Raw genomic sequence first — 23,060 nt, forward strand, 5'->3', positions numbered from 1 at the left:
TGCGTAAAAAAACGAAGCCGAAATCTGTACATGGTTATGTAAAAAACCTATGTGAAAAGTATTTCTTCGTTGATCGTAGCGAAGCTACTACCCATCAATTCGTTGGTGTGATCGCCTCCTTGAACGACCTGAATAACATAAAAAAGGAGTGACTAAAATTCAGCCACCCCTGAGGATTGTTTTTATTGATCGTTTTTCTAGATATCGAGATCGAGCATGTTGAGCTTCGGTGCGTTGGTCTCAATAAACTCACGCCGAGGAGCCACGCGATCGCCCATCAGAACCGTAAACATGCGATCCGCTTCGGCCGCGTCTTCGATTTCCACACGCTTGAGAGTACGGCTTTCAGGGTTCATCGTAGTATCCCAGAGCTGCTGGGGCATCATCTCACCCAGACCCTTAAAACGCTGAATATTGTATTTTGCATTGCTGGGTAGCTCGTTAATTTGCTCTTGCAACTCGCGATCGCTATAGCAATAAACATGATTTTTCCCACGCTCCAACTTATACAGAGGAGGACAAGCAATATAGATGTAACCTTGATCAACAAGATCCCGCTGATAGCGATAGAAAAAAGTTAACAACAACGTCCGGATGTGTGCACCGTCAACGTCCGCGTCAGTCATGATGACAACGCGGTGATAACGTAACTTTTCCGCATCAAATTCTTCCCCTTTAATGCCTAACCCCAGCGCTGTGATCAGAGATTGAATCTCATTATTTTTATAAATTTTTGCGTCGTCAGTTTTTTCGATGTTGAGGATTTTGCCTCGCAATGGCAGAATCGCTTGGAAGGCGCGATCGCGCCCTTGTTTTGCACTACCACCCGCAGAATCACCCTCTACGAGATAAATCTCAGACTTTGCCGCATCCCGCTCACTACAATCTGCCAACTTACCCGGCAGGAGAGAAGACTCAAGGACAGACTTACGACGAACCAGTTCCCGTGCTCGACGGGCTGCCTCTGCCGCTTTAAACGCTTGAATTGCCTTTTCGAGGATACTGTCAACAACACCAAGATTAAATTCAAAATATTCGTTTAGCACCTCACCCACAAAGGAATCCACAATACCGCGCACTTCGGAGTTGCCGAGTTTAGTTTTTGTTTGACCCTCAAATTCCGGTTCCGGCACTTTTACCGAAATAACCGCCGTTAAACCTTCGCGAATATTCTCCCCCGCCAAATTCGACTCATTATCCTTAATCTTGTTGCGTTTTCGGGCAACACTATTCATGGTGCGTGTCAGGACACTCTTTAGACCTTCAAGGTGTGTACCACCATCAATGGTGCGGATATTGTTGGCAAAACCAAGCAGGTTATCACTGTAGGCATCAATACACCATTGCAAGGCCACTTCTACCTGTACCCCATTTTTCTCGCCAGAAACGTAAATGATCTCTTCGTGGAGGGCTGATTTATCACGGTTCATGAAGGCGACATATTCTTTGATACCGCCTTCATAAAAATAGGTCGTACTGAAGGGTTCTGCCGGTCGATGGTCAGTAAAAACAATTTTGACACCGGCATTTAGATAAGCCAATTCTCGCAAACGACCTGCGAGGGTGTTGTAATCAAAAACTGTCGTTTCCGTAAAAATCTGTGCGTCAGGTAAAAAGTGAACGGAAGTCCCTGTTTTGTGGCCTGTGGCGACGGCTTCTTCCAAGTCGCCCTTGGCAATACCGCGCTCATAACGTTGTTTGTACTCGGTTTCTTGTCGCCAAACGGTTACTTCTACCCATTCGGACAGGGCATTAACGACGGAGACACCGACACCGTGCAGACCACCGGATACTTTGTAGCCCCCATCGCCAAACTTACCGCCAGCGTGGAGGACGGTCATCACTGTTTCTAATGCAGACTTACCAGTGGTGGGGTGGATATCGGTAGGAATACCGCGACCATTATCGGTAACGCGGACAGAGCCATCTTCTAAAATCTCAACGTTAATCTCGTCACAAAAGCCCGCTAATGCTTCGTCAACGGAGTTGTCAACGACTTCATAGACTAGGTGATGTAAGCCTCGCGGTCCAGTGGTTCCAATATACATACCCGGACGCTTCCGGACTGGTTCTAAACCCTCAAGAACTTGAATCTGTTGGGCACCGTAATTACTGGACATGGACAAACTCCGAAATAGGGCGTGAAACTTCTTTGCCTGTTTTTCTGGCTAAATCAGACAGAAATTATAGCATGAAAGGTTTGTAGGCGAAATACTCTGCAAATGGAAGCGCTTTTAGTGCTGGGGTGCAGTTCCCTGAAATGATGTTGTGAAAAACTACATTGCTCAAATATTTCGATGTAGTACGTTTATTTTACCTTAACCTTCTGGATCTGAGCGGTTTTGTTGCGGGTTCTTAGGAGTCGTATTTAATCACTTCGAGATTGCTGAAATTACGTTTTTTGTTGGTCTCGATTAGATCTTGCTTGAGGCGGCAAAATTCTTGCATGTAATACAAATAATCGTTGTGGCTGGGGTCGAGGTTTTCGTATTTTTCGCGGCAATATTCGTAGTGCTTTTTCGTGTTGACGTATTCCATGGTGGCGATCGCCGCCCGGATTTGTAGGGGCACACGGTGGATATCGATCTCGGTTTTTTCGTTGAGATAGAGGAGGTTGCCGAGGGGCTGCATTTTTTCGGGGTGATTGGTGAGGATGTCGAGAATTCTACCGAGGAGTTGGTTGTGGGCAAGGTTTTGCTTGATTTCTGGGGGGATATGGGCGATTTCTTGCCAAAGCCAGCGATTGTGGGAAATACCAAACATTAATTCGCTTTCGCTGAGCTGGGTCTCGATCTGACGACGGAAGGCTGTGCAATGCAGATATAGCCTTAATAGGTGTTCTTCTGCCTGTACTAGTTGCATTGAGGCTGTGGCGACGGGAATATCGTCAACGGGAGTGGGTTCTTGGTGCTCTGGTTCTGGGTTTTTTTGCCGCTGGGATTTAATTAGCCGTTTAATTTGATAGTAAAAATTTTCTTGCAGCTGCTGGTAATGTTGGCGATCGCCTTTGCTGATGGATTGGGCGAAATTTGAAATATAGTGGCTACGGAGGGTTTGGTCTTTGATCTTGGCGAGGATCCGTAAACCTTGGCGACCAATTTGCTGAATTTGATCCGCTTCTCCGAGATCTTTACCGAGTAATAACTGATCGAGTTGCCAATCTATCCACAGGGGCGCATCTCGCAGTGCTTCTTTATATTGGGTAACGCCGCTGGGCATTAATAAAAATTCGTCGGCATCTTTCCCGCCGGGCAAATTTAAAACTCTTGCCTGCATTTGTCCCGAATAAATCAGTGGTTCGATTTCGGTGAGGGCGCGTTGGGTAGCTTTTACGCCTGCTTTATCTGCGTCGAAATTTAAAACAATTTGTTTCGAGTCGGTGTAGCGCAATAACTGGCGTACCTGTCCCTGAGTAAAGGCGGTTCCTAAAGAAGCCACCGCATTTTCAAAACCCGCTGTGTGCAAGGCAATGGCATCAAAATAACCTTCTACCACAATCGCTTGGTCGGCTTTGGCGATCGCCCCTTTTGCTTTATCGAGGGCAAAGAGCGTATTACTTTTATCGAATAAAGGCGTTTCGGGAGAGTTGAGATATTTGGGTTCTTCGCCTGTGAGTGTTCGACTACCAAAGCCAATGGCGCGACCTTGACTGTCATAAATCGGAATCATTAGGCGATCGCGGAACTGATCGTAATGACCATTGCCCGACTGACGTGGTTTGATTAAGCCCGCTTGTTCCACCAACGCAATCGGATAGCGTTTTTGCTCTACCAAATATCGATAAAGGGTTTCCCAACCGCCGGGCGCGTAGCCAATGCCAAAGTTTTGGATGGTCGCTTCTGATAATTTTCGTTCTTCCCGCACATATTGCAGTGCTGTTTCCCCTTGGGGCTGCTTGAGGGCGTACTGGTAGAAACTGGCGGCGATCGCCACAATTTCGTAGAGCTGTTCTTTGAGCGATAGTTGCCGTTGAATTTCTTGCCGCTGTTCTGGCTCTAGGGTTTTGAGGGGAATCTGGTACCGTCGCGTCAGATCTAGCACCACCTCCGCAAAGGAACTTTTATTAATTTCCATCAAAAATTTGATGGCATTGCCGCCTGCCCCACAACCAAAACAGTGATAAAACTGCTTCGATGGACTCACCGTAAAACTGGGCGTTTTCTCATCGTGGAACGGACAAAGACCCAGCAGATCCTTCCCCCGTTTCTTTAGCACCACATAGTCCGATACCACTTCGCTGATATCGACCCGCTGCCGGACATCTTCAATTGTGTCGGGATGAATGGCTGGGATTGCCATGGTGCTAATGCCGAGAACGAAACGTCTTTAAATTTTACTCACCCCAGAGGAGTTGTGGTGATGAAGATTGGCGATCGCCTACCAAATTTTCGAAAGATTTAATTCAAAATTCACTAAAACATCTTCACCACTTAGTTGCTCTGGAGCATCGAGAGCTTCAACATCTTGACTTGGCCTGTAAACTTCAACTTGCTTGGTTTTTCGGTTAATGAGCCAACCCAAACGAGTGCCATTTTCGATATATTCATGCAACTTTGCTTGGGTAACATCTAGCCGTTCATGAGTAGCAAGTAATTCCCTAACAAAATCCAAACTTAGTGGCGCGAATTTCTCTTGTTCAGATTGGGATAATGACCGCCATTTCTCCGTTGGAATCCATGCGGCATCTGGTGATCGAACAGCGCCATTTGGCAAGGTGAAACCTGTCGAGGAACCAAAGCCAATACCTGATTTTGTTTGGCGGTTTCAAAGAGATAATTGATACGTCAAGTTTGCGTTACGGTTACTGGTTTTTCCGTCTGCTAATGGCATGATGATGAGTTGATTGGTAGCACTGCGCTCAAACTGCCAGATTTCATTACATTGGCAAAGCTGGAAAAATTGTTTTTTACTCAAATCACAACCGTCGAGATTAAGCTCAATTGGGAAAATCATGTCTATGTGGCGATCGCCCACTGTTTGGTGTGACTACTTTTGATTATAGGAGCTTGTCTAAAGCTTCTGTGGCACTTTCAGAACGGCGATCGCCACACCGCTTAAAATTACGAATCCCCCGAAAATGATAGAAAGACTGGGGATTTCCTTAAGAATAAAAAAGCTGAGAATACTGGCAATAATCGGTTCACACAAAATACAGAGCGTAACAGTGACAGAAGGCAACCAACGCAATGCCCAATTAAAACTCGTGTGACCAATTAACTGGGCAATAATCGTCATTGCAAGAATATAAGCATAAACCTCTAGACTGTGGCCACCATAGCTTTCGCCCCACAATATTGGCATGGGTAATAGGGCGATCGCCGCGACAGTATAGGCAATAGTGGCGTAACTTTGGGTCGGTAAACCCTGTCGTTGAGCTTCCTGACCAAAGACCAAATAAAAGCTCGCAGCAATGGAACCGGATAAGGCCAAAATTGTGCCAAGAACTGGAGCAGAATTAATCGCCATCTCCGTCGGTTTACTCCAGGTGATCATAAAACTGCCGGCGATCGCCAAGAAAATTCCGATAATCGTACGCCTTGATAACGTTTTCCTTTGCCATATCCAGCCGATTAAGGCCACCCAAATCGGATTAGTAGTCACCAAACTTGTGGAAACTGCCACCGAGACAAAAGACAACGAACTAATCCACAAACTAAAATGCAAGGCCAGAGCCAGACCAGCGGCGATCCCGTAGCCCATCGAGGTTTTAGTGGGTTTGGCTTTGGTAACGTTTTGCCACGTGGGCATCAATGCAATAGAGGCAAAAATTAAGCGAGACGCAGCCAAAAATAAACTAAAAGCAATACCTTGTTTATCCGCAGCCGCCATCGCCAATCGAATAAAAATGGAGGATGTTGAAACCCCAACAGCCCCAATGATGAGTACGCTCCAAATTAAAATATTGGTCGGCGATCGCCCCAGATCTGTCATGCTTGACCCCAGTAAAGATGTTTCAAAATCATAGGCGAGATGTCTCAATCGAAACCCAAAACCACCCATAAAATCATTGGCGATCGCGGCGAAAAATTTATTTGCGATTACCTAGCACAAAACCAATGGGAAATTATCGTAACCCAATGGCATTGTCGCTATGGTGAGCTAGATATTGTGGCATTTCAGCCGAGCCAAAAAATTGTGGCTTTTGTGGAAGTAAAAACACGGCGTTCCCAAGGCCTAGATGCCCAAGGACTTTTTGCCATTACGTCAGCGAAGCAACGAAAAACCATTAAAGCGGCTCTGCAATTTCTTGCCGAATCTCCCCAATACGAAAAATATGGCTGTCGATTTGATGTGGCTCTGGTTTCATATTGCGGCAACTCATCAGACACTTATCAGTGCAAATTAGAACAATATCTCGATGCTGCCTTTGAAGCCACCGACTTTTTTGATTAAAAACCTTGGTTATTGGGACAATTTCCTGCCGACGATGACCCACAAACTTTAAAATACAAACATTTCAATACCGCTTTTATAAATCTGGCGATCGCCACTATGACAATTTCTGACCTTCCCCAATCTCTACCCGACCAATTGCCCTCTGTGGGGCCTTTGACAATGATGCGTCTGGGTCTTTTCAATATGGGTCTGGGTTTAATGGCCGTACTCACCCTTGCCGTCCTCAACCGCGTGATGATCAGTGAGCTGGATATTCCGGCGACCGTTACCGCCGGCGCACTGGCTGTACCGCAATTTATGGCACCAGCGCGGGTCTTTTTTGGGCAACTCTCTGACCGTAAAAAAATCTTTGGGCTACACCGCAGTGGCTATGTCTGGATCGGCACAATTTTATTTGGTTCAGCCGTTTTGGTAGCGGTGCAAATTGTCTGGAAATTAGCCGAACTCGTTCAGGCAAATGGCAGTTGGGTCTGGTCTGGCGAAATGACGTTTTGGGCGATCGCCTTGGGTGCTGTTTTAGGATTTTATGGCTTAGCCCTAAGTTCTAGTTCTACCCCTTTCACCGCGTTGCTCGTTGATATTTCAGAAGAGAAAACCCGTTCTAAAATTGTCGCAATAGTTTGGTCAATGCTCCTAGTGGGTGTGGTGATTGGCGGTATTAGCGGTAGTATTTTCCTCGGAAAAATTCAGCAATCCGGTATCATTCTGGGCGCTAATGTTGGGTCAATGCTCAGCCAAGGTGAAAAACTGCTCAATACCCCCATTGATAGTTTGCGTGGCCCGATCAATTCTTTATTTATCATCGCCCCGGCGATCGCCTTCGGTTTAGGCTTGCTGGGCACAATTGGTGTCGAACGCAAATATTCCCGGTTTCAGCGGCGCAACGCTGCGACAAAACGAGAAGATCAAATTACCTTTACAGAATCTTTAAAAATTGTCACCAGCAGTCGTCAAACCGCAATTTTCTTTAGCTTTTTAGTGGTTTTTACCATTAGTTTGTTCATGCAAGAAGCCGTTCTTGAACCCTATGGCGGCGAAGTCTTTGGCATGTCCATCGGCGAAAGTACCCTGCTAAATTCCTATTGGGGCATGGGAGTTTTAGTCGGTTATAGTGCCACGGGATTTCTCGTTGTCCCAAGGATCGGGAAAAAAAATACCGCGCGTTTAGGTTGTGTATTAGTGGCCGTTTGCTTTGGCCTCATGATCCTTGCAGGCGTTACTCAAAAACCGGAAATACTCAAATATGCATTGGTGCTATTCGGTGCTGCGACGGGCATTGGCACCATTGGTGCCATTAGTTTAATGCTCGACTTGACCGCCGCTGAAACTGCCGGAACTTTTATTGGTACATGGGCTTTAGCTCAGGCTATGTCCCGGGCGATCGCCACCCTTTTAGGGGGAGTTGTGCTGGATATTGGCCGGGCAATTTTTGGTGTGCCTTTACTCGCCTATGGTTCAGTTTTTGTCTTACAGGCGATCGGCATGATCTGTGCTCTCATTGTCCTAGAGCGAGTGAATGTGCGCGAATTTAAAGAAAATACAAAGCAGGCGATCGCCACCATCCTAGAAGGGGAATTAGACGGGTAGACAGAAACCGGATCCCTCGGTACTTTTAGTGAAGATCCCTTTAACGTTTTAACCCCCAAAATACTGGTATGAGAATTCTTGTTACGGGCGGAGCTGGTTTCCTTGGCTCGCACCTCATTGATCGCCTCATGGAAGCTGGCCACGAAGTTATCTGCCTCGATAACTTTTACACCGGGCGCAAACAAAATGTGTTGAAGTGGATGGGCAACCCCTACTTTGAACTGATTCGCCACGATATTACCGAGCCGATCCGCCTTGAAGTTGACCAGATTTATCACCTCGCTTGTCCCGCTTCCCCCGTCCATTACCAGTACAACGCCATTAAAACCGTTAAAACAAATGTGATGGGTACGCTCAATATGTTGGGCTTAGCCAAACGGGTTAAAGCTAGATTTTTCCTCGCGTCAACCTCGGAAGTGTATGGAGATCCCGATGTCCATCCCCAGCCTGAAACCTATTGGGGCAATGTGAATACCATTGGCATTCGTTCCTGCTATGACGAGGGCAAACGTATGGCGGAAACCCTCACCTTCGATTATCACCGTTCCAATGGCGTTGATATTCGTGTTGTGCGCATCTTTAATACCTACGGCCCCCGCATGCTACCCAATGATGGTCGTGTGGTGAGTAATTTTATTGTGCAGGCATTACAGGGTAAGCCTTTAACGGTTTATGGAGATGGCTCCCAAACCCGCAGTTTTTGTTATGTGAGCGATCTTGTTGAAGGATTTATTCGGCTAATGGAAGGAGACTTTATTGGTCCAGTTAATCTTGGCAATCCCGGTGAATATACGATTTTGCAACTGGCTGAGACGATCCAAAGAATGGTGAATCCCGATGCTGAGTTGACCTTTGAGCCTCTCCCTCAAGATGATCCAAAACAAAGACAGCCGGATATTACCAGAGCGAAAACGTATTTAAATAATTGGCAACCGACCGTACAACTGGAGGAGGGTCTAGAAAAAACCATTGCCTATTTCCGCGATCGCCTAAATGAGTAATTTAGGACGAAAGATTACATCGATGATCACCAAGTTGACCTTGTCATTGTCAACAATTTTTATTACTAAAAGTTTCTTTTCACAGTCATAATTGCCATGAAAGTTTGCGTTATCGGAACAGGATATGTTGGTCTCGTTACGGGTGTTTGTCTCTCCCATGTGGGTCATGAGGTTATTTGCATCGACAACAATGAACAAAAGGTTAAGTTGATGCAGTCTGGGCGATCGCCCATTTACGAACCGGGTTTATCGGAGTTGATGCAGTCCTCGATGGATTCTGGCCGGTTACAGTTTTCGACGGATCTGGGCATGGGAGTAAACCATGGCGAAATTATGTTTATCGCTGTGGGAACACCGGCATTACCCAATGGCGAGAGTGATACCCGCTATGTAGAAGCTGTGGCGCGGGGTATCGGTGAACATCTTCCCACGGATGTTTATAAGGTAATCGTCAACAAGTCGACTGTGCCCATTGGGTCTGGTGACTGGGTGCGGATGATCGTGCTCGATGGCGTTAAGGAAAAGGGGGGTGATCCAACCTCTGTGCAGTTTGATGTGGTCAGTAATCCTGAGTTTTTGCGGGAAGGTTCGGCCATCAAAGACACGTTTAATACAGACCGCATTGTCCTCGGCAGCAGTAACGACAAGGCGATCGCCCTGATGAAGCAGCTCTACGAACCCCTTGTGAGCGGCAAATTTAGCGACGAAGGTACGCCTACTCCCATTCCGGTTGTTGAAACAGACCTCAACTCCGCTGAAATGATTAAATATGCAGCCAATGCTTTTCTCGCCACAAAAATTAGTTTTATTAATGAAGTGGCCAATGTCTGCGATCGCGTTGGTGCTGACGTGTTACAAGTTGCCAAGGGGATTGGTTTAGATAGCCGCATTGGCAATAAATTTTTGCAAGCAGGTTTAGGCTGGGGCGGATCTTGTTTTCCGAAGGATGTTTCTGCCCTCATTCACACAGCGGAAGACTACGGCTACCACACCCAGATTTTAGAAGCAGCAGTAGAAGTCAATAAGCGTCAAAAACTGATCGTCCTTGAAAAACTACAACAGGAACTAAAAATCCTGAAAGGCAAAACCATTGGTTTATTGGGACTCACCTTTAAACCCGATACTGACGATATGCGCGATGCTCCGTCTCTTAAACTCATCGCTGAGCTAAATCGCCTTGGTGCGCGAGTAAAGGCCTATGATCCGATTGTTTCTCCCAATGGTATTAGTCATGGATTGACGGGGGTTTTGATTGAGTCTAGTCCGGAGATGCTCGCCGATGATTGTGATGCCCTTGTCCTCGTCACTGACTGGGCAGAGTTTCTTGAGCTCGACTACAGCGCATTAGGCGATCGCCTCCAAAATCGTTTAATGATTGATGGCCGCAATTTCCTTGACAAAGATAATTTGGCAGAGTGTGGCTTCCGCTACGTTGGTGTCGGTCACTAAGTTTTACTCGTTCCAACTCTCTCGTTAGAACCATAAGAAAAAGTCCGAGGCAAAGCATTAACTGCTAAACTTCGGACTCTTTTGTGTGTGAGGAAAAAATTTAGGCGATCGCCTCGACAGGCTCAACCGACGCAGGAGTTTTTACATTAGCCAACAGTTCTTGCAGCAAATCCCCTTCGATTACCTCAGTATCCAAAATCTTTTGGGAGATAGTTTCGAGTAGGTCGTGATTTTCCTTCAAAATTGCCAGCGCCTGCTGATGTGCCGACTCCACAATCTCTTTCACTTCCGCATCAATAGCCTTCGCCGTTTCATCACTGACCATACGACGGGGATTCATCATGCCCTCACCAAGGAAGTTATTTTGTTGACCCTTTTCATAGGCAAGGGGCCCAAGCACTTTACTCATGCCATAGGTCGTGACCATCCGTTCCGCAAGATCCGTTGCCCGTTGTAAATCATTAGCCGCGCCCGTGGTAATCGAACCGAAAATAATTTCCTCCGCCGATCGCCCACCCAGTAGAGTCGCAATCTGATCACGCATTTCCCGCTCATCCATCAAGAAACGATCTTCCGTCGGCATTTGCAAAGTATAACCAAGCGCCGCCATCCCACGGGGCACAATCGAAATTTTTGCCACCTTACCACCACCGGGCAGTAGCGCACCAACTAGAGCATGACCCACTTCGTGATAAGCAACAATTTTCTTCTCCTTATCCGACAGCACACGACTCTTTTTCTCAAGACCCGCCACAACCCGTTCAATCGCTTCCGCAAAATCTGCCTGAGCAACCGTCTCACGGTGGTTTCGAGCTGCAAGTAGCGCCGCTTCATTCACAAGGTTGGCCAAATCAGCACCCGCAAAACCCGGCGTTCTCGTCGCAATTTCCTTGAGATTAACCTCATCATTTAATTTAACCTTGCTCGCATAGATTTCAAGAATCTTCAGGCGACCCCCAAGATCAGGACGATCAACAAGAACCTGACGGTCAAAACGACCCGGACGTAGCAATGCTGGGTCTAAAGTTTCAGGACGGTTAGTCGCAGCGAGCACAATGACCGTCGCATCACCTGCCGCAAAACCATCCATTTCAGTCAGCAACTGATTAAGAGTTTGTTCCCGCTCATCATTGCCACCCATCACACCATTAGAAGCACGGGATTTACCAATCGCATCCAGCTCGTCAATAAAAATAATACAAGGCGCTTTCTTCTTCGCTTGCTCAAACAAGTCGCGGACACGCGCAGCACCAGCACCAACAAACAACTCCACAAATTCAGAACCGGAGATGGAGAAGAAAGGGACACCAGCTTCACCAGCAACAGCCTTAGCCATCAGAGTCTTACCCGTTCCGGGGGGGCCGACAAGCAAAACACCTTTGGGAATCTTTGCACCGATCGCCGTATAACGTTGGGGCGTTTTCAGAAAATCAACAATTTCCGTCAACTCAGTCTTTGCCTCGTCCACCCCCGCAACATCGTCAAAGGTGATTTTAGTGGAATCTTCCTCTACGTAAACCTTAGCCTTACTGCGGGTAAAGGATAAAGCGCCACCAGCACCACCGCCAGCATTACGCCCAATAAAAAATTGCCAAATGGCAACGAAAATAATCGGTGGAATGACCCAGCCAAGAATATTACCAAAGAAATTGTTACTTGGCGGAGGCGCTGCAAATTCGACACCATTTGCTTCAAGACGTTTCGGAAGATCAAGATCAAAAATTGGGGTTGTGCGGAGAATTGTCGCCTCTTGATCGACTGCTTCATTAAGCTGATAGCGAATTTCCTTATCACCGACGGAGGCTTTTACGACTTGGCCATCTTCAACTTGGCTAATAAAAAGACTATAGGGAACTTGAGGCGTGGGATTCCCGAAAAACGTTGGGAAAAAGGCATTAAATAAAAAGAATAATCCGGTTACCCAAAGGAGGATAGAACCGATTTGCCTAGCTCGTGATGGAGGCTTGTCTTTAATGCTCATGGCAGATATCCCGCAGAAAGCGTTTACAAGTTTAATTGTAAGAAAAGCTACATTTCGTAAACAACGCGGGTAACCGAACAAAGCGTTCGGCTGAGACATCCGTGTTTTTACCAGCTAGAATTTGGTGTAAAGCTTGGAGTGACAGGCTGATCAGGGTTAAGAGTCTTTATTTACGGCTTTGTTAGTTTGTAAACAAATGTTGCGGATTGTTCGGTATTTAGGCATTTAGAGGGAACCATAACTAATTTAGTTGATTACAATCTCTATAAAATGTCCTAGAATAGTCTTTAAGAAAGAAATTGTTGTCGAAAGTCTCTGGTCTCCGTTTATTCGGAGGTCAGACTTTTTTTTGATGGTATCGTAATTTGTCCTGATCTCTGTTTTGCTTCTGTGTTTAAGGAAACAGGACAGGCGATCGCCGTGGGGACACATCACAAATAGATTAAGTTTAGATCACACGACGAGACCGTCTAACAAGTCACAATTACGGCAATTCACGAATAACATTTTTTCTTAATACTATGGACTATTTTTCTGACACCACAAGCCCTTCTTCCTCCGGTTTAGGCTCTGCTGTGTCAGAAGATGCAGCACAATCGAATGGCGTTGACGTTGATACAGATGCCATAGAAAGCGACACCAAAAAATCCCAATCAAGCTATAAGTTGACCTGGAAAGTGGAAGATGGGCAGCTAGTGCGTCACTGGGTTGAAGTTTAGTTTTTCAATAAATCCAGTATTTTTAAATTTTCAATAATTTGAGTTTTCCTCTTGTGTCTGTAGTCGGCAAGATTCACTCAGAACTTAACCTGTTAACCCCTATAGCAAAAGGCTTTAAAGTCAACAGCTGCCTGAGCTCCAATGGCTTTGACGAGATAGAGTGAGAAAGGCAGATCAATCGCTCATAATGACGCTTGCTGCGATTTTTGTAAAAGTACGCGATAGACTGGTTCACCTTTGTTTTGGGTCGCCACTTCCCGCTCAGTTGGTACAGGAAAAATATTTTCGGCTAACCAAAAATCTTGGTGTGTCGTTTCAAACCAGTCATGGTCAAGAAATTTTTCGCGCATCTCAAGGGCAACTTCTTCTACATCTGATTGCAAAAAGAAAATAGTTTCTGCTGGGGTATGACGTGCCAAAATATCAACTAAATCCGGTTGGACAACGCGGCGTTTGTGATGGCGTTTCTTAAACCAAGGGTCGGGAAACTGGATCGTTACCCAGCGAAGACTGGCTGTGGGTAGCGAACCTAGTAAAGCTTGCAAAGAGGTGTTGATATTGGCAAATAGGTAATGCAAATTTGTGAGTTGTTGGCGATCGCGGATCTCATTGGCATCTTGAACTAGGGGATCACGAATCTCAATACCAAGAAAATTGCGTTCCGGATAACGCTGTGCCATTTCTAAAATGAACCGTCCGCGCCCACAGCCAATATCAAGATGAAGCGGCGCTGTGAGATCGGTGTAAATCCTTGCCCACTCAGGCATTGTAAACTCTTGTTGATACTTATCTGTTAACGGATTAACATGCTGTCTGACCCGCGATCGCCCCACTGAACAAACCCCTAAATACTCGATATAAAAATTGCTTTACTATTGTGCCACGCGCAGTAAGCCAAACTTCGATATGCTTAAATATATAGGAGCAAAATTGCTTTGCCCTTTGTGACATTCTTTTAGACTTTTGGCAGAACATGGCAGAAACTACTGATCCTAAATCCAAAGCAGCGGCGAAAAAAAAAGAAAAGCCTCCGAAGATCGAAGATAAGCCTTTCAAAGAATTTATCGAGGCGCACTTTTTACCTGAGGTTCAGACTGCCCTAAACGATAACGGCATTACAGACATGAGTCTAAAATTTGTCGAAACAAATATTCCGATTAAAGGGCTAGAATCTACCACTTGTTGGCAAATTCAAGGCAGTTGGATGAATAACCAACGGCAGTTCATTTTGTACTTTGTTGACGCGGATATTAAGGGTCAAAAAGCTTGGTCTTTTGCGACCGATGGTTCACCCCACAGTACCCTTGAGTCTTTTATGATTGATGAGCGCCGTGTCAATCTGCCCCTCCTCGTTGGTTATGTACTTCAGCGTCTTGATGCTCAGAAATGGCTAGCTTTAAATTAGTGCCTGTACATCTCCGGGACGAATAAACCCTAGTTTTTTATGAATGAGCAGGATGCCCTCCGGCATTTACTAGAGTCTGTTGCCCAAGGGCGTGTGAGTCCAGAAGCTGCTTTTACAGACCTCAAACATTTATCCTTTGAGTCTGTTGACGATTTTGCAAAAATTGATAATCATCGTGGGCTGCGTACGGGTTTTCCTGAGGTGATTTGGGGGCCGGGTAAAACACCTGAGCAGATTGCCAAGATTATGAATGCCATGGGCGATCGCCACCCCATAGTGATGGCCACACGCATTGACGTTGAGACCTACCACTACCTCCAGCCTAAAGTTAACCAACTCACCTACTACCCCGAAGCTCGTATTTGCGCTCGTATCCAGACTTTTCCAGAAGTCAAACATCGTGGTGCAATTTCCATTATCACTGCCGGAACCGCTGACCTGCCCGTTGCAGAAGAAGCTGCCATTACCGCCGAACTATCCGGTTTTGCCGTCAAGCGCTTGTGGGATGTGGGAGTCGCAGGTATTCACCGACTCCTAAGTCACCGCCATATCATTGATGAAGCCGATGTGTTGATCACCGTCGCAGGTATGGAAGGAGCCTTACCTAGTGTCGTTGCTGGACTAGCCGACTGTCCCGTCATTGCTGTACCAACCAGTATTGGCTACGGCGTTAGCTTTGGTGGCGTAGCACCCTTGCTCACAATGCTAAATTCTTGTTCTGCCGGTATTGGAGTCATGAATATCGATAATGGCTTTGGAGCGGCGATCCTTGCGGGACAAATTCTCCGCACCGCTGCGAGATTACGCTAATTAATCTAGGTTTGGGGTTAAACGGAGTCTGTCATAATGCCATGGCAAAGGGAAGATGGGCAGTGTCCCTCAACTCATAAATTTTGGTGAGGACTTGCCGAGAATAATGCCAATATGACTGCTTCCCCTTATTTTAAGGTTTCCCTTTTTCTGAAAATTTTAGATGGAATTTTTAATCAAAACTGACATTTATAAAATTAGTCAACCTAGGTCAAGATACAATTTTGCGGTGAATCTTTTTAGACCATTTGTTATCAATGGGATTTGACCAGGCTTTTTCAACTCCATACGCCATAAATTATAAACAATGACTAGATATTTATCCGTTGAAGTGGAGCTATCACTGTGTTTTTATGAATTCCGACGAATAGCGATGTAGTTGCTACTTAATGCGGATAATTTAATTTTTCTGTATAAAGTAATGGGGTTACGTGATTTCACTGGATCGCGTCCCTCAAACAAGCTATTTTTCAACTTGAATCAAACTAGTTTTCACTGGTTTTTTTTGTGCTATCCGGAAAGAAAAGTGAGTTCTTATCCAAAGCTTTATCTGGAAGATATTGAATTGAAGATTGGATGAATATTATGAGTTAGCGCTACAGAAGTTATCAAAATCAAGATACGCTTAGTAAGTGGGAGAGAACATAATATTTAGATTTCCACTGTCGTTCTGATATCTCCTTAATGGTTTGTTCAGGTGTGCATTTACAGTCTTCATTAGGGTTAAGAAATGTCGTCGTCAGTCGTTCCAACGCAACATCAGCAGATTCAGCGCAATATTAAGCTACGTGGGAAGCTTCCCCTTGGTCAGGTCTTGGTTCAAGCCGGTCTTATTTCTGAAGATCAGGTTAAATTGGCTCTACAGAATCAGTCTATTCCCGGTTATGAAACGTTTAAAATCGGGGAGATTCTTGCTTTAAGGGGATGGATTAAGCAAGAGACTTGTGATTTCTTTGCGGTTCGTTGGGAAGGTATTCTCAATAGTTTAAGTATTAAAAATAAGCAGAAGAAAATTGGCTATTACTTGTTAGAGGCTGGATTGTTAACGGAAGAACAAGTTACGGGGATTTTAAAGATTCAACAACAGCAAAAGAAGTTTTTTGGTGAGATTGCGGTGGCTGAAGGTTATCTTAAACAGCAGACGGTTGACTTTTTTGTGAGGTGTCTTTCTTCTGCTAAGGGGGCTGAGTCGGTGCAGCGGTCTGCTTTAGAACGTGCTGAAAAATATTTCAAGTTGAAAGATATCAAGGGGGCAATTCTTGAGTTGCGTGAGGTACTGCGTCATGATGCTAAAAATGGTAAAGCTCATGCTTGGTTGACTCGGATTTATTTGGAGAGTGGTCAATTGAGCTTGGCTAAGGTTCATCTCAAAAAGGCGATCGCCGCAAGTCCTAATGATGCATTGATTCGGGAAGTGAAAAAGCAATTTTTTGCATCGGTGCCGTCGACGGCAAAAGCTACTGAAAACAAGACGAAGTCTAAAAAATCAAAATCTACACCACGCGCATCTTGGCTACGTTTTGGCTAAATGACGATGATGGTGATGGCGGATAATTAATGTGCTTGTGTTGGTTGCTGCTATGTATGGAAACTGTGGTTGTTGGTCGGCAGGATAAAAACGGACTCGTTTACAATGGCAAACAGATTAGTTGTGTCCTAAGCGAAAACTTTGTTTGAACAAGAACGGTTACTTTTTGACCCTGTTACGCCTGAGCAAAACGCGATTCCGCTGGTTTTTGCGTTTCCGAATACCTACACTGTTGGCATTACAAGTTTGGGTTATCAACTGGTTTGGGCCAAGTTTAGCCAGCGGTCTGATGTGGATGTGCGGCGCTTATTTACGGATCTCCATGAGAAGTTGCCGTCGTCGCCTGAAATTGTTGGATTTTCGTTTTCGTGGGAGCTAGATTATACAAATTTATTTGACCTCCTTGAACAGCTTGATATTCCCCTGAGGGCTACTGCTCGTAAAAGTCATCACCCGATTGTTTTTGGTGGTGGTTCTGTGCTGAGTGCCAATCCTGAGCCCTATGCTGATTTTTTTGATGTTATTCTTCTTGGCGATGGTGAAACGCTTTTGGATGAGTTTATTGATGCCTATCAGGATATTCGCGGCGGCGATCGCCAAGCAAAATTACGGCGTTTAGCTCAGGTAGAAGGCATTTATGTACCCAGTTTGTATGGGATAACCTATCGCTCGCCAACGGCAGAAATTGAAAGTATTGAGCCAAGATTTCCAGATGTGCCCGCGGCGGTCTACAAGCAAACCTATCGCGGTAATGTTTTGTCCACTTCGACGGTTGTGACCGAAAAAGCTGCTTGGGAAAATATTTATATGGTGGAGGTGGTGCGGAGTTGTCCAGAAATGTGTCGCTTTTGCCTCGCCAGTTATGTGACTTTGCCATTTCGAGTCGCAAATCTGGAGGGGTCATTAATTCCGGCCATTGAACGGGGCTTAAAAGTTACTGATCGTCTGGGACTTTTGGGAGCTTCTGTGACCCAGCACCCTGAATTTGAAGCGTTGCTAGATTATTTGTCGCAGCCTAAATATAAGGATGTGCGCTTGAGTATTGCCTCGGTACGGACGAATACGGTTACAGAAAAATTAGCCCAAACTTTAGCGGCGCGGGATACTCGCTCCATTACGATCGCCGTCGAAAGTGGCTCGGAACGGTTGCGGGAAATCGTCAATAAAAAACTAACCAATGATGAAATTATTACAGCGGCAGTCAATGCAAAAGCGGGTGGTCTAAAAGCGATTAAATTCTACGGCATGGCTGGGATTCCCGGCGAGGAACAGGCAGATATTGAGGCCACTATCGAGATGATGTTAGCGGCGAAAAAGGCAGCTCCCGGCCTGCGTCTGACTTTGGGGTGCAGTACTTTTGTCCCGAAAGCCCACACGCCATTTCAATGGTTTGGGGTGAATAAAGCGGCAAAAAAGCGTCTGCAACTGCTCCAGAAAAAGTTGCGTTCCCAAGGCATTGAGTTTCGACCGGAAAGTTATAACTGGTCTGTCATTCAGGCGTTATTATCGCGGGGCGATCGCCGTCTGTCCCAGCTCCTCGAACTGACCCGTGAATATGGCGATACTTTGGGGAGCTATAAACGCGCCTTTAAAGATCTCAAGGGCAAGATTCCGCCACTAGATTTTTACGTGCACCAGCAATGGCAAACTGACCAAGTCTTACCTTGGCAACATCTCCACACAGCGATTCCGAAGGCGACGATTCAAAAACATATGGAAGAATCCGGTGCTTTGCCAGAGGTGGTTTGAGGGTGACACGGTGAAAGGGAGATAGGGTGACGCGGCGAGAGAATGAACGAGAAATAAAGACGAGTTCCCCTTTACCCGCACGGCATACAGCTCAGTCACCAAAAAACAAATGCAGTCTGAAACACCATCAGTCGTCTTTTCTCCGTGTCCCCGTGTCCCCATGTCCCCGCGTCTCCCACTCTCCTATCGTCTAAGAATTTTCAGGAAATGTCGGAGATGACCTTAAAGATCAAAAAGTTCGGCGATCGCCTGTTTTGGGTCAGGCTGTTTCACAAGAGATTCCCCAATGAGTACTGCTTTAGCGCCAGCTTCCCGTACGAATCCAAGATCAACCGCAGTATGAATACCCGATTCACTGACAACCCGGACTCCCTTTGCCTGAATTTCCGCCCGGCGGGACTCCATGAGCACGGTTGTGGTTTCAAGGTTGACCGAAAAATCTTCTAGGTTACGGTTATTAATGCCAATGAGATTGATACCGTCCACCGCTAAAACACGATCTAGCTCAGCCGCTGTATGGACTTCAACGAGGGCGGCCATTCCTAAACTGCGGGTAATTTTGACGAAATATTCAAGGTCTTGATCCGACAAAATTGCTGCGATTAGTAGAACTGCATCAGCGCCGTAGCTGCGTGCTTTAAAAATTTGGTAGGGGTAAATAATAAATTCTTTGCAGAGGAGGGGCAGGTCAACGGCTTCGCGTACTAACTTGAGGTTATCAAAGCTGCCTTGGAAAAATTTCTGGTCGGTCAGAACAGATAAACAGCTTGCGCCCCCTGCTGCGTAGGCTTTGGCGATCGCCACCGGGTCAAAATCTTCGCGGATCACCCCTTTACTGGGAGAGGCTTTTTTGACCTCAGCGATCAGAGCGGGATTTGTTTTGCCATTAACGAGGGCTGAAATAAAATCCTTCGCTGGCGGCAAGGTGGTGACGAGTTTACGCAGTTGGAGTAGGCTCACCTCCTCGCGCATTTGCTCAATTTCTAGCTCTTTGTACCAGACAATTTCTTCGAGAATATGTCGAGGTTCCGCATCCGGTAGGGCGACTTGGTACTGCAAAATGCTGACATTGATCGGTCGACTGGGGTGTTGGCGGCGGATTTGGACAGACATAATTTCTCTAATGATTAAAAAGCAACCCGGTAAGGGCTGCTAAAGTCGATAAAAATTTGTTGGCTAATTTTTTTGTGTAAGGGGTTGCCATCGGACAACAGGAAAAATTAGATGGAGCGGTTTACTCGCCGCGACGCATGTTGCTGAGTTGGTTTAGGGCAGCGGCACCGATGTTGAATAATGCCCAGGATGCTGCGACTGCTAAAGGAGCTAATACAATAACAACACGGAAGTCCATAATCTTTTCCTCTTGGTTTTTAAAAGTAATGGTTGTAAAAAGTTATCTAATTTTACATTAATAACTCATCCCGCCGTCTTTTCCAAGGATCAAAATGGTGCAGAATCTTGATCGGGGTGGCGATCGCCAATTTTTTAGGTTGATTGCACCAAGCCTTTTGGGATCATGTAGGGTAGGTGGGGAATCTTTTCGGCGTATGTAGACAGCATGGTGACATTACAGCATTGGTTTACGCTTCTAATCAGTCAATGGCTGGTGGCTTTACCGTGGTTAATCGTTGGTGTGGCTGTTTCAACGGGGTTATTTTTGTTTGCGCCCCGCCGCCGCTGGGAAACGATTTTACCAGAAAGTGTCTGGTGGCAGCCTTTGTATGGCTGTGGTTTGGGCTTATTGTTACCCATTGGGTCCTGTGGCTTATTTCCGGTGATGCGCCGCTTACTTTGGCAATCTGGTTCGTCGAGTTTGGCGATCGCCTTCTGGCTGACGGCGGTGTCTATTAATCCTATTTTGCTCCTACAACTGTGGCGAGCATTTCCCGACAATGGTGAGGTGGGCTTATTTTATGGTGGTTTAAGTTTTACTTTGCTGGTTTGTTTTAGCTGTTTGTTTGCGATGCAACGGCAAATGATTACGCGGGTGCAGGGGGATGAATCATCCTTTCGCTATCCGGCGATCGCCCATCCTAGTGCCCACCGTGTGGCGATCGCCCCCCTAGAAACAGAAGCCTTAGCCACAACAAAACTCACAATTTTGCCTGTTGATCGCAAATCACGGTTATCCATAGGTTTTTACGTATTTACCCGTGAGCTCATGGAATGGTCTCTATGGCTATTATTGGGCTGTGGGGTCGCCGCCTGTCTTCAGCTTTGGGTTCTCCCGATGGTAGTAGGGAGCCTAAATCCTTGGTCAGTTTTGCTTGCCGGTTTTGCGAGTCCGATTGGATTTGCGCAGCATTTCTTTTTGGCGAGCCATTGGTTACAACTTGGTAATGCCGGCCATAGTCTTGGCTTTTTGCTCAGTAGCACCTTTACCAGTTGTATCAGCTTTTTTTTGTTAGCAAATACCCTGCGTCCCAAAGCTTTTCTCTATCTCGTAATCTTGCTGAGCTTGACGGCGATCGCCCTAAACCTCTGGCTAAATTTCTATGTTTTTTAGTCAAAAATAAAAATCAGTGTCGTTACCAATTAAATATGTAAATATGCCGAATCCCCCTGGCCTCCCGTTGAAACAGATTCGGGATTTAGGGGGATCTAAATGCTTGAACTAAACCGCAATGACGATACATATCGCTTTTTTTTTGCGAATTATCATCTCGTTAGTTTTAGCCCAGTAAGCTACGGAGCATCCAAGCATTTTTTTCATGGACTTGCATGCGTTGTGTTAAAAGATCGGCGGTCGGTTCATCATGTGCCTTATCCACAACTTCAAACATAGAGCGTGCAGTACGGACAACCGCCTCTTGACCTTCGACAAGCTGACGAATCATATCTTCAGCTGCGGGCACACCTTCTTCTTCGTTAATGGAAGAGAGTTCAGAGAATGCTTTGTAGGTTCCGGGAGCGGGTGAACCGAGGGCACGAATACGCTCAGCAATTTCGTCACTAGCGAGGGCAAGCTCGTTGTATTGCTGTTCAAAAAGGAGGTGGAGGGTTTGGAACATCGGCCCTGTGACGTTCCAGTGGAAGTTGTGGGTTTTGAGATAGAGCGTGTAGGTGTCGGCGAGAAGGTGGCTGAGTCCATCGGCGATCGCCTTGCGATCTTCTTCTTTGATGCCGATGTTAATGGGAAATGAGGTAACCATAGAGTTTATGTGGAAAAAATATTGATCTATCAGATATCGTGACATAATCCCTTGAAATCTTCCTCATGCTCTTGGGGTAGGCGGAGGGTAGAAATTTGTCGGTTTTTCGGTACTATATCCGGAATTGTTGAGACTTTCCGGCAAGGGAAATGCTTAAGAATGATAAAAATCGCTATGCAACAGGCCGGCGCAAAATCGACCCTTACTATTGGTCGCCGTTTATTTTGATTGGGAATGGTTTGTCGGGTTTAGGACAAGAGCGCTAGTAACTGTTTGTGTTGCTGAACGTCTTTTTGAATTGCATTGATATTCAGTGAATTGCGGTTTTGACTCGCTTGGAACTGCTGAAACCAACTGTCGGCGATCGCCCCCGCATCTTTCGGCAACATTTCAAAATTAAAACCGGGAATATCGCATTGATTTTGCAGCTGCGTAACTTTCGGATCATAGCTGAGGGCAGAACAGGCACAGCCCGCCGAACTGGCAATAATCAAACTGTGCAGGCGCATCCCAATCAAAAAATCCACCTGCTGAAAGAGACTTTTAAACTGCTGTGGCTTCGAGATTTGGGCAATAGTTTTAGGCTGTTCTAGTTGCTCATAAAGTTGCGCGGCGATCGCCCCATCCTGACTTTCCTGAAAAGGCACTAAAACGATAGTTGCGTTCAACTGCCGCTGGAAAATTTTCAAAGCTTCGGTAAGTACAGCTAATTTTTCTGGGGTTAAAGTATGGTGTGAGCGCAGATTAACCGCAACACGAGGATGGGGAAAATCTAAATCTTGATCGAAGGGAATTTCTCCTAATTTCCACACCGGATCGGGCGCGAGAATATGTTCAATATGCCAAGATTTGAGCAAGTCAGAAGATGCTTGATCTCGAACACTAACTGCTTTACAGGATTTGAGACAAAACCGCGTTATCCACTGGGCGATCGCCGAATTTAGGGGGCCAATGCCCTGCCCCCAAGCAATCGTTTTCTTGCCGAGGAGCTGCGCAAATTTCATCAAACCACCATAGTAAATCGGACTCGCGAGACTACTAACATCCTGCATCAAACTGCCTCCACCCCACACAAAACCATCAGAGGCGGCGATCGCCTTGAGAGCCTCCAGAGATTTATGCTTTACCGCAGGAATGCCATAGGCAGCAGTTGTGACAGCAGGATTATGGGACAACACGATTGGTTCCACACTGGTCGGCAACATCTGTAATAGCGTCACCAACAGAGCTTCATCCCCCGCATTCCCATGACCGTAATAGCCACACAGCACAACTTTTGTCAT

19 protein-coding genes and 1 pseudogene are annotated in these 23,060 nt (G+C 46.1%); 10 read left to right on the plus strand and 10 right to left on the minus strand.

Going from position 1 to position 23,060, the window contains the following annotated elements; translation table 11 throughout:
• Positions 1–197 precede the first annotated feature (197 nt).
• From gyrB to NIES208_RS00830, 4 genes and pseudogenes are all read right to left on the minus strand, one after another.
• Positions 198–2,120 carry a DNA topoisomerase (ATP-hydrolyzing) subunit B gene (gene gyrB / locus NIES208_RS00815; protein ID WP_075888739.1) on the minus strand — a complete coding sequence of 641 codons (1,923 nt, stop codon included), beginning with the start codon at positions 2,118–2,120 and terminating at the stop codon, positions 198–200.
• 235 nt (positions 2,121–2,355) lie between these two features.
• On the minus strand, positions 2,356–4,299 hold the full coding sequence (dnaG, locus tag NIES208_RS00820) for a DNA primase (protein ID WP_075888741.1): 1,944 nt from the start codon (positions 4,297–4,299) through the stop codon (positions 2,356–2,358).
• A 78-nt stretch (positions 4,300–4,377) separates the two neighbouring features.
• Positions 4,378–4,953 (minus strand): annotated as a pseudogene (locus NIES208_RS00825) (Uma2 family endonuclease).
• A gap of 57 nt (positions 4,954–5,010) precedes the next feature.
• Positions 5,011–5,979: a DMT family transporter gene (locus tag NIES208_RS00830; RefSeq protein WP_225875217.1), complete on the minus strand. Its 969-nt coding sequence runs from the start codon at positions 5,977–5,979 to the stop codon at positions 5,011–5,013.
• Here NIES208_RS00830 and NIES208_RS00835 point away from each other — a divergent pair.
• The 4 genes from NIES208_RS00835 (at position 5,971) to NIES208_RS00850 (ending at position 10,433) form a co-directional block, all read left to right on the plus strand.
• Entirely contained in the window at positions 5,971–6,393 is a 423-nt protein-coding gene (locus NIES208_RS00835) for a YraN family protein (RefSeq protein ID WP_075888742.1), read from the plus strand. The two genes, NIES208_RS00830 and NIES208_RS00835, sit on opposite strands and share 9 nt — an antisense overlap.
• 99 nt (positions 6,394–6,492) lie before the next feature.
• Positions 6,493–7,983, plus strand: coding sequence for a BCD family MFS transporter (locus NIES208_RS00840; protein WP_075888744.1), 1,491 nt, complete (start codon positions 6,493–6,495; stop codon positions 7,981–7,983).
• Positions 7,984–8,051: 68 nt separating this feature from the next.
• On the plus strand, positions 8,052–8,984 hold the full coding sequence (locus NIES208_RS00845; RefSeq protein WP_075888745.1) for a UDP-glucuronic acid decarboxylase family protein: 933 nt from the start codon (positions 8,052–8,054) through the stop codon (positions 8,982–8,984).
• Between the two features lie 96 nt (positions 8,985–9,080).
• A complete protein-coding gene (locus tag NIES208_RS00850; protein ID WP_075888747.1) occupies positions 9,081–10,433 on the plus strand; it encodes a UDP-glucose dehydrogenase family protein in 1,353 nt (450 codons plus the stop codon).
• A 100-nt stretch (positions 10,434–10,533) separates the two neighbouring features.
• On the opposite strand, the gene ftsH4 is transcribed toward NIES208_RS00850, so the two are convergent.
• Entirely contained in the window at positions 10,534–12,414 is a 1,881-nt protein-coding gene (ftsH4, locus tag NIES208_RS00855) for an ATP-dependent zinc metalloprotease FtsH4 (protein WP_075888749.1), read from the minus strand.
• Between the two features lie 521 nt (positions 12,415–12,935).
• On the opposite strand from ftsH4, the gene NIES208_RS00860 reads away from it, so the two are divergent.
• Positions 12,936–13,133, plus strand: a complete 198-nt coding sequence (locus tag NIES208_RS00860; protein WP_075888751.1) for a hypothetical protein — start codon at positions 12,936–12,938, stop codon at positions 13,131–13,133.
• Between the two features lie 182 nt (positions 13,134–13,315).
• Here NIES208_RS00860 and trmB read toward each other — a convergent pair whose 3' ends face one another.
• Entirely contained in the window at positions 13,316–13,966 is a 651-nt protein-coding gene (trmB, locus tag NIES208_RS00865) for a tRNA (guanosine(46)-N7)-methyltransferase TrmB (protein WP_075888753.1), read from the minus strand.
• 140 nt (positions 13,967–14,106) lie between these two features.
• Here trmB and NIES208_RS00870 point away from each other — a divergent pair, with 140 nt between their 5' ends.
• The 4 genes from NIES208_RS00870 (at position 14,107) to NIES208_RS00885 (ending at position 18,625) form a co-directional block, all read left to right on the plus strand.
• The gene (locus NIES208_RS00870; protein WP_075888755.1) at positions 14,107–14,538 is read left to right on the plus strand and encodes a DUF2996 domain-containing protein; all 432 of its coding nucleotides are present in this window, start codon (positions 14,107–14,109) and stop codon (positions 14,536–14,538) included.
• A 39-nt stretch (positions 14,539–14,577) separates the two neighbouring features.
• Positions 14,578–15,348 (plus strand): nickel pincer cofactor biosynthesis protein LarB, encoded by a 771-nt coding sequence (gene larB / locus NIES208_RS00875; RefSeq protein WP_075888757.1) that lies wholly within the window; start codon positions 14,578–14,580, stop codon positions 15,346–15,348.
• 730 nt (positions 15,349–16,078) lie between these two features.
• The gene (locus NIES208_RS00880; protein WP_075888759.1) at positions 16,079–16,876 is read left to right on the plus strand and encodes a tetratricopeptide repeat protein; all 798 of its coding nucleotides are present in this window, start codon (positions 16,079–16,081) and stop codon (positions 16,874–16,876) included.
• A 141-nt stretch (positions 16,877–17,017) separates the two neighbouring features.
• Entirely contained in the window at positions 17,018–18,625 is a 1,608-nt protein-coding gene (locus NIES208_RS00885; protein ID WP_075888761.1) for a B12-binding domain-containing radical SAM protein, read from the plus strand.
• Positions 18,626–18,847: 222 nt separating this feature from the next.
• Here NIES208_RS00885 and trpC read toward each other — a convergent pair whose 3' ends face one another.
• Both trpC and NIES208_RS00895 read right to left on the minus strand, forming a co-directional pair.
• On the minus strand, positions 18,848–19,738 hold the full coding sequence (trpC, locus tag NIES208_RS00890) for an indole-3-glycerol phosphate synthase TrpC (RefSeq protein WP_075888763.1): 891 nt from the start codon (positions 19,736–19,738) through the stop codon (positions 18,848–18,850).
• 121 nt (positions 19,739–19,859) lie between these two features.
• Positions 19,860–19,976, minus strand: a complete 117-nt coding sequence (locus NIES208_RS00895) for a photosystem II protein Y (protein ID WP_075888765.1) — start codon at positions 19,974–19,976, stop codon at positions 19,860–19,862.
• 207 nt (positions 19,977–20,183) lie between these two features.
• On the opposite strand from NIES208_RS00895, the gene NIES208_RS00900 reads away from it, so the two are divergent.
• Positions 20,184–21,131 (plus strand): permease, encoded by a 948-nt coding sequence (locus NIES208_RS00900; RefSeq protein WP_075888767.1) that lies wholly within the window; start codon positions 20,184–20,186, stop codon positions 21,129–21,131.
• A gap of 166 nt (positions 21,132–21,297) precedes the next feature.
• Here the strand turns inward: NIES208_RS00900 and NIES208_RS00905 are convergent, their stop codons facing one another.
• Positions 21,298–21,777 carry a Dps family protein gene (locus NIES208_RS00905; RefSeq protein WP_075888769.1) on the minus strand — a complete coding sequence of 160 codons (480 nt, stop codon included), beginning with the start codon at positions 21,775–21,777 and terminating at the stop codon, positions 21,298–21,300.
• Positions 21,778–22,025: 248 nt separating this feature from the next.
• Positions 22,026–23,060 (minus strand): polysaccharide pyruvyl transferase CsaB, encoded by a 1,035-nt coding sequence (gene csaB / locus NIES208_RS00910; RefSeq protein ID WP_075888771.1) that lies wholly within the window; start codon positions 23,058–23,060, stop codon positions 22,026–22,028.

The sequence above is a fragment of the [Limnothrix rosea] IAM M-220 genome, from assembly GCF_001904615.1.
Taxonomy (GTDB): domain Bacteria; phylum Cyanobacteriota; class Cyanobacteriia; order Cyanobacteriales; family MRBY01; genus MRBY01.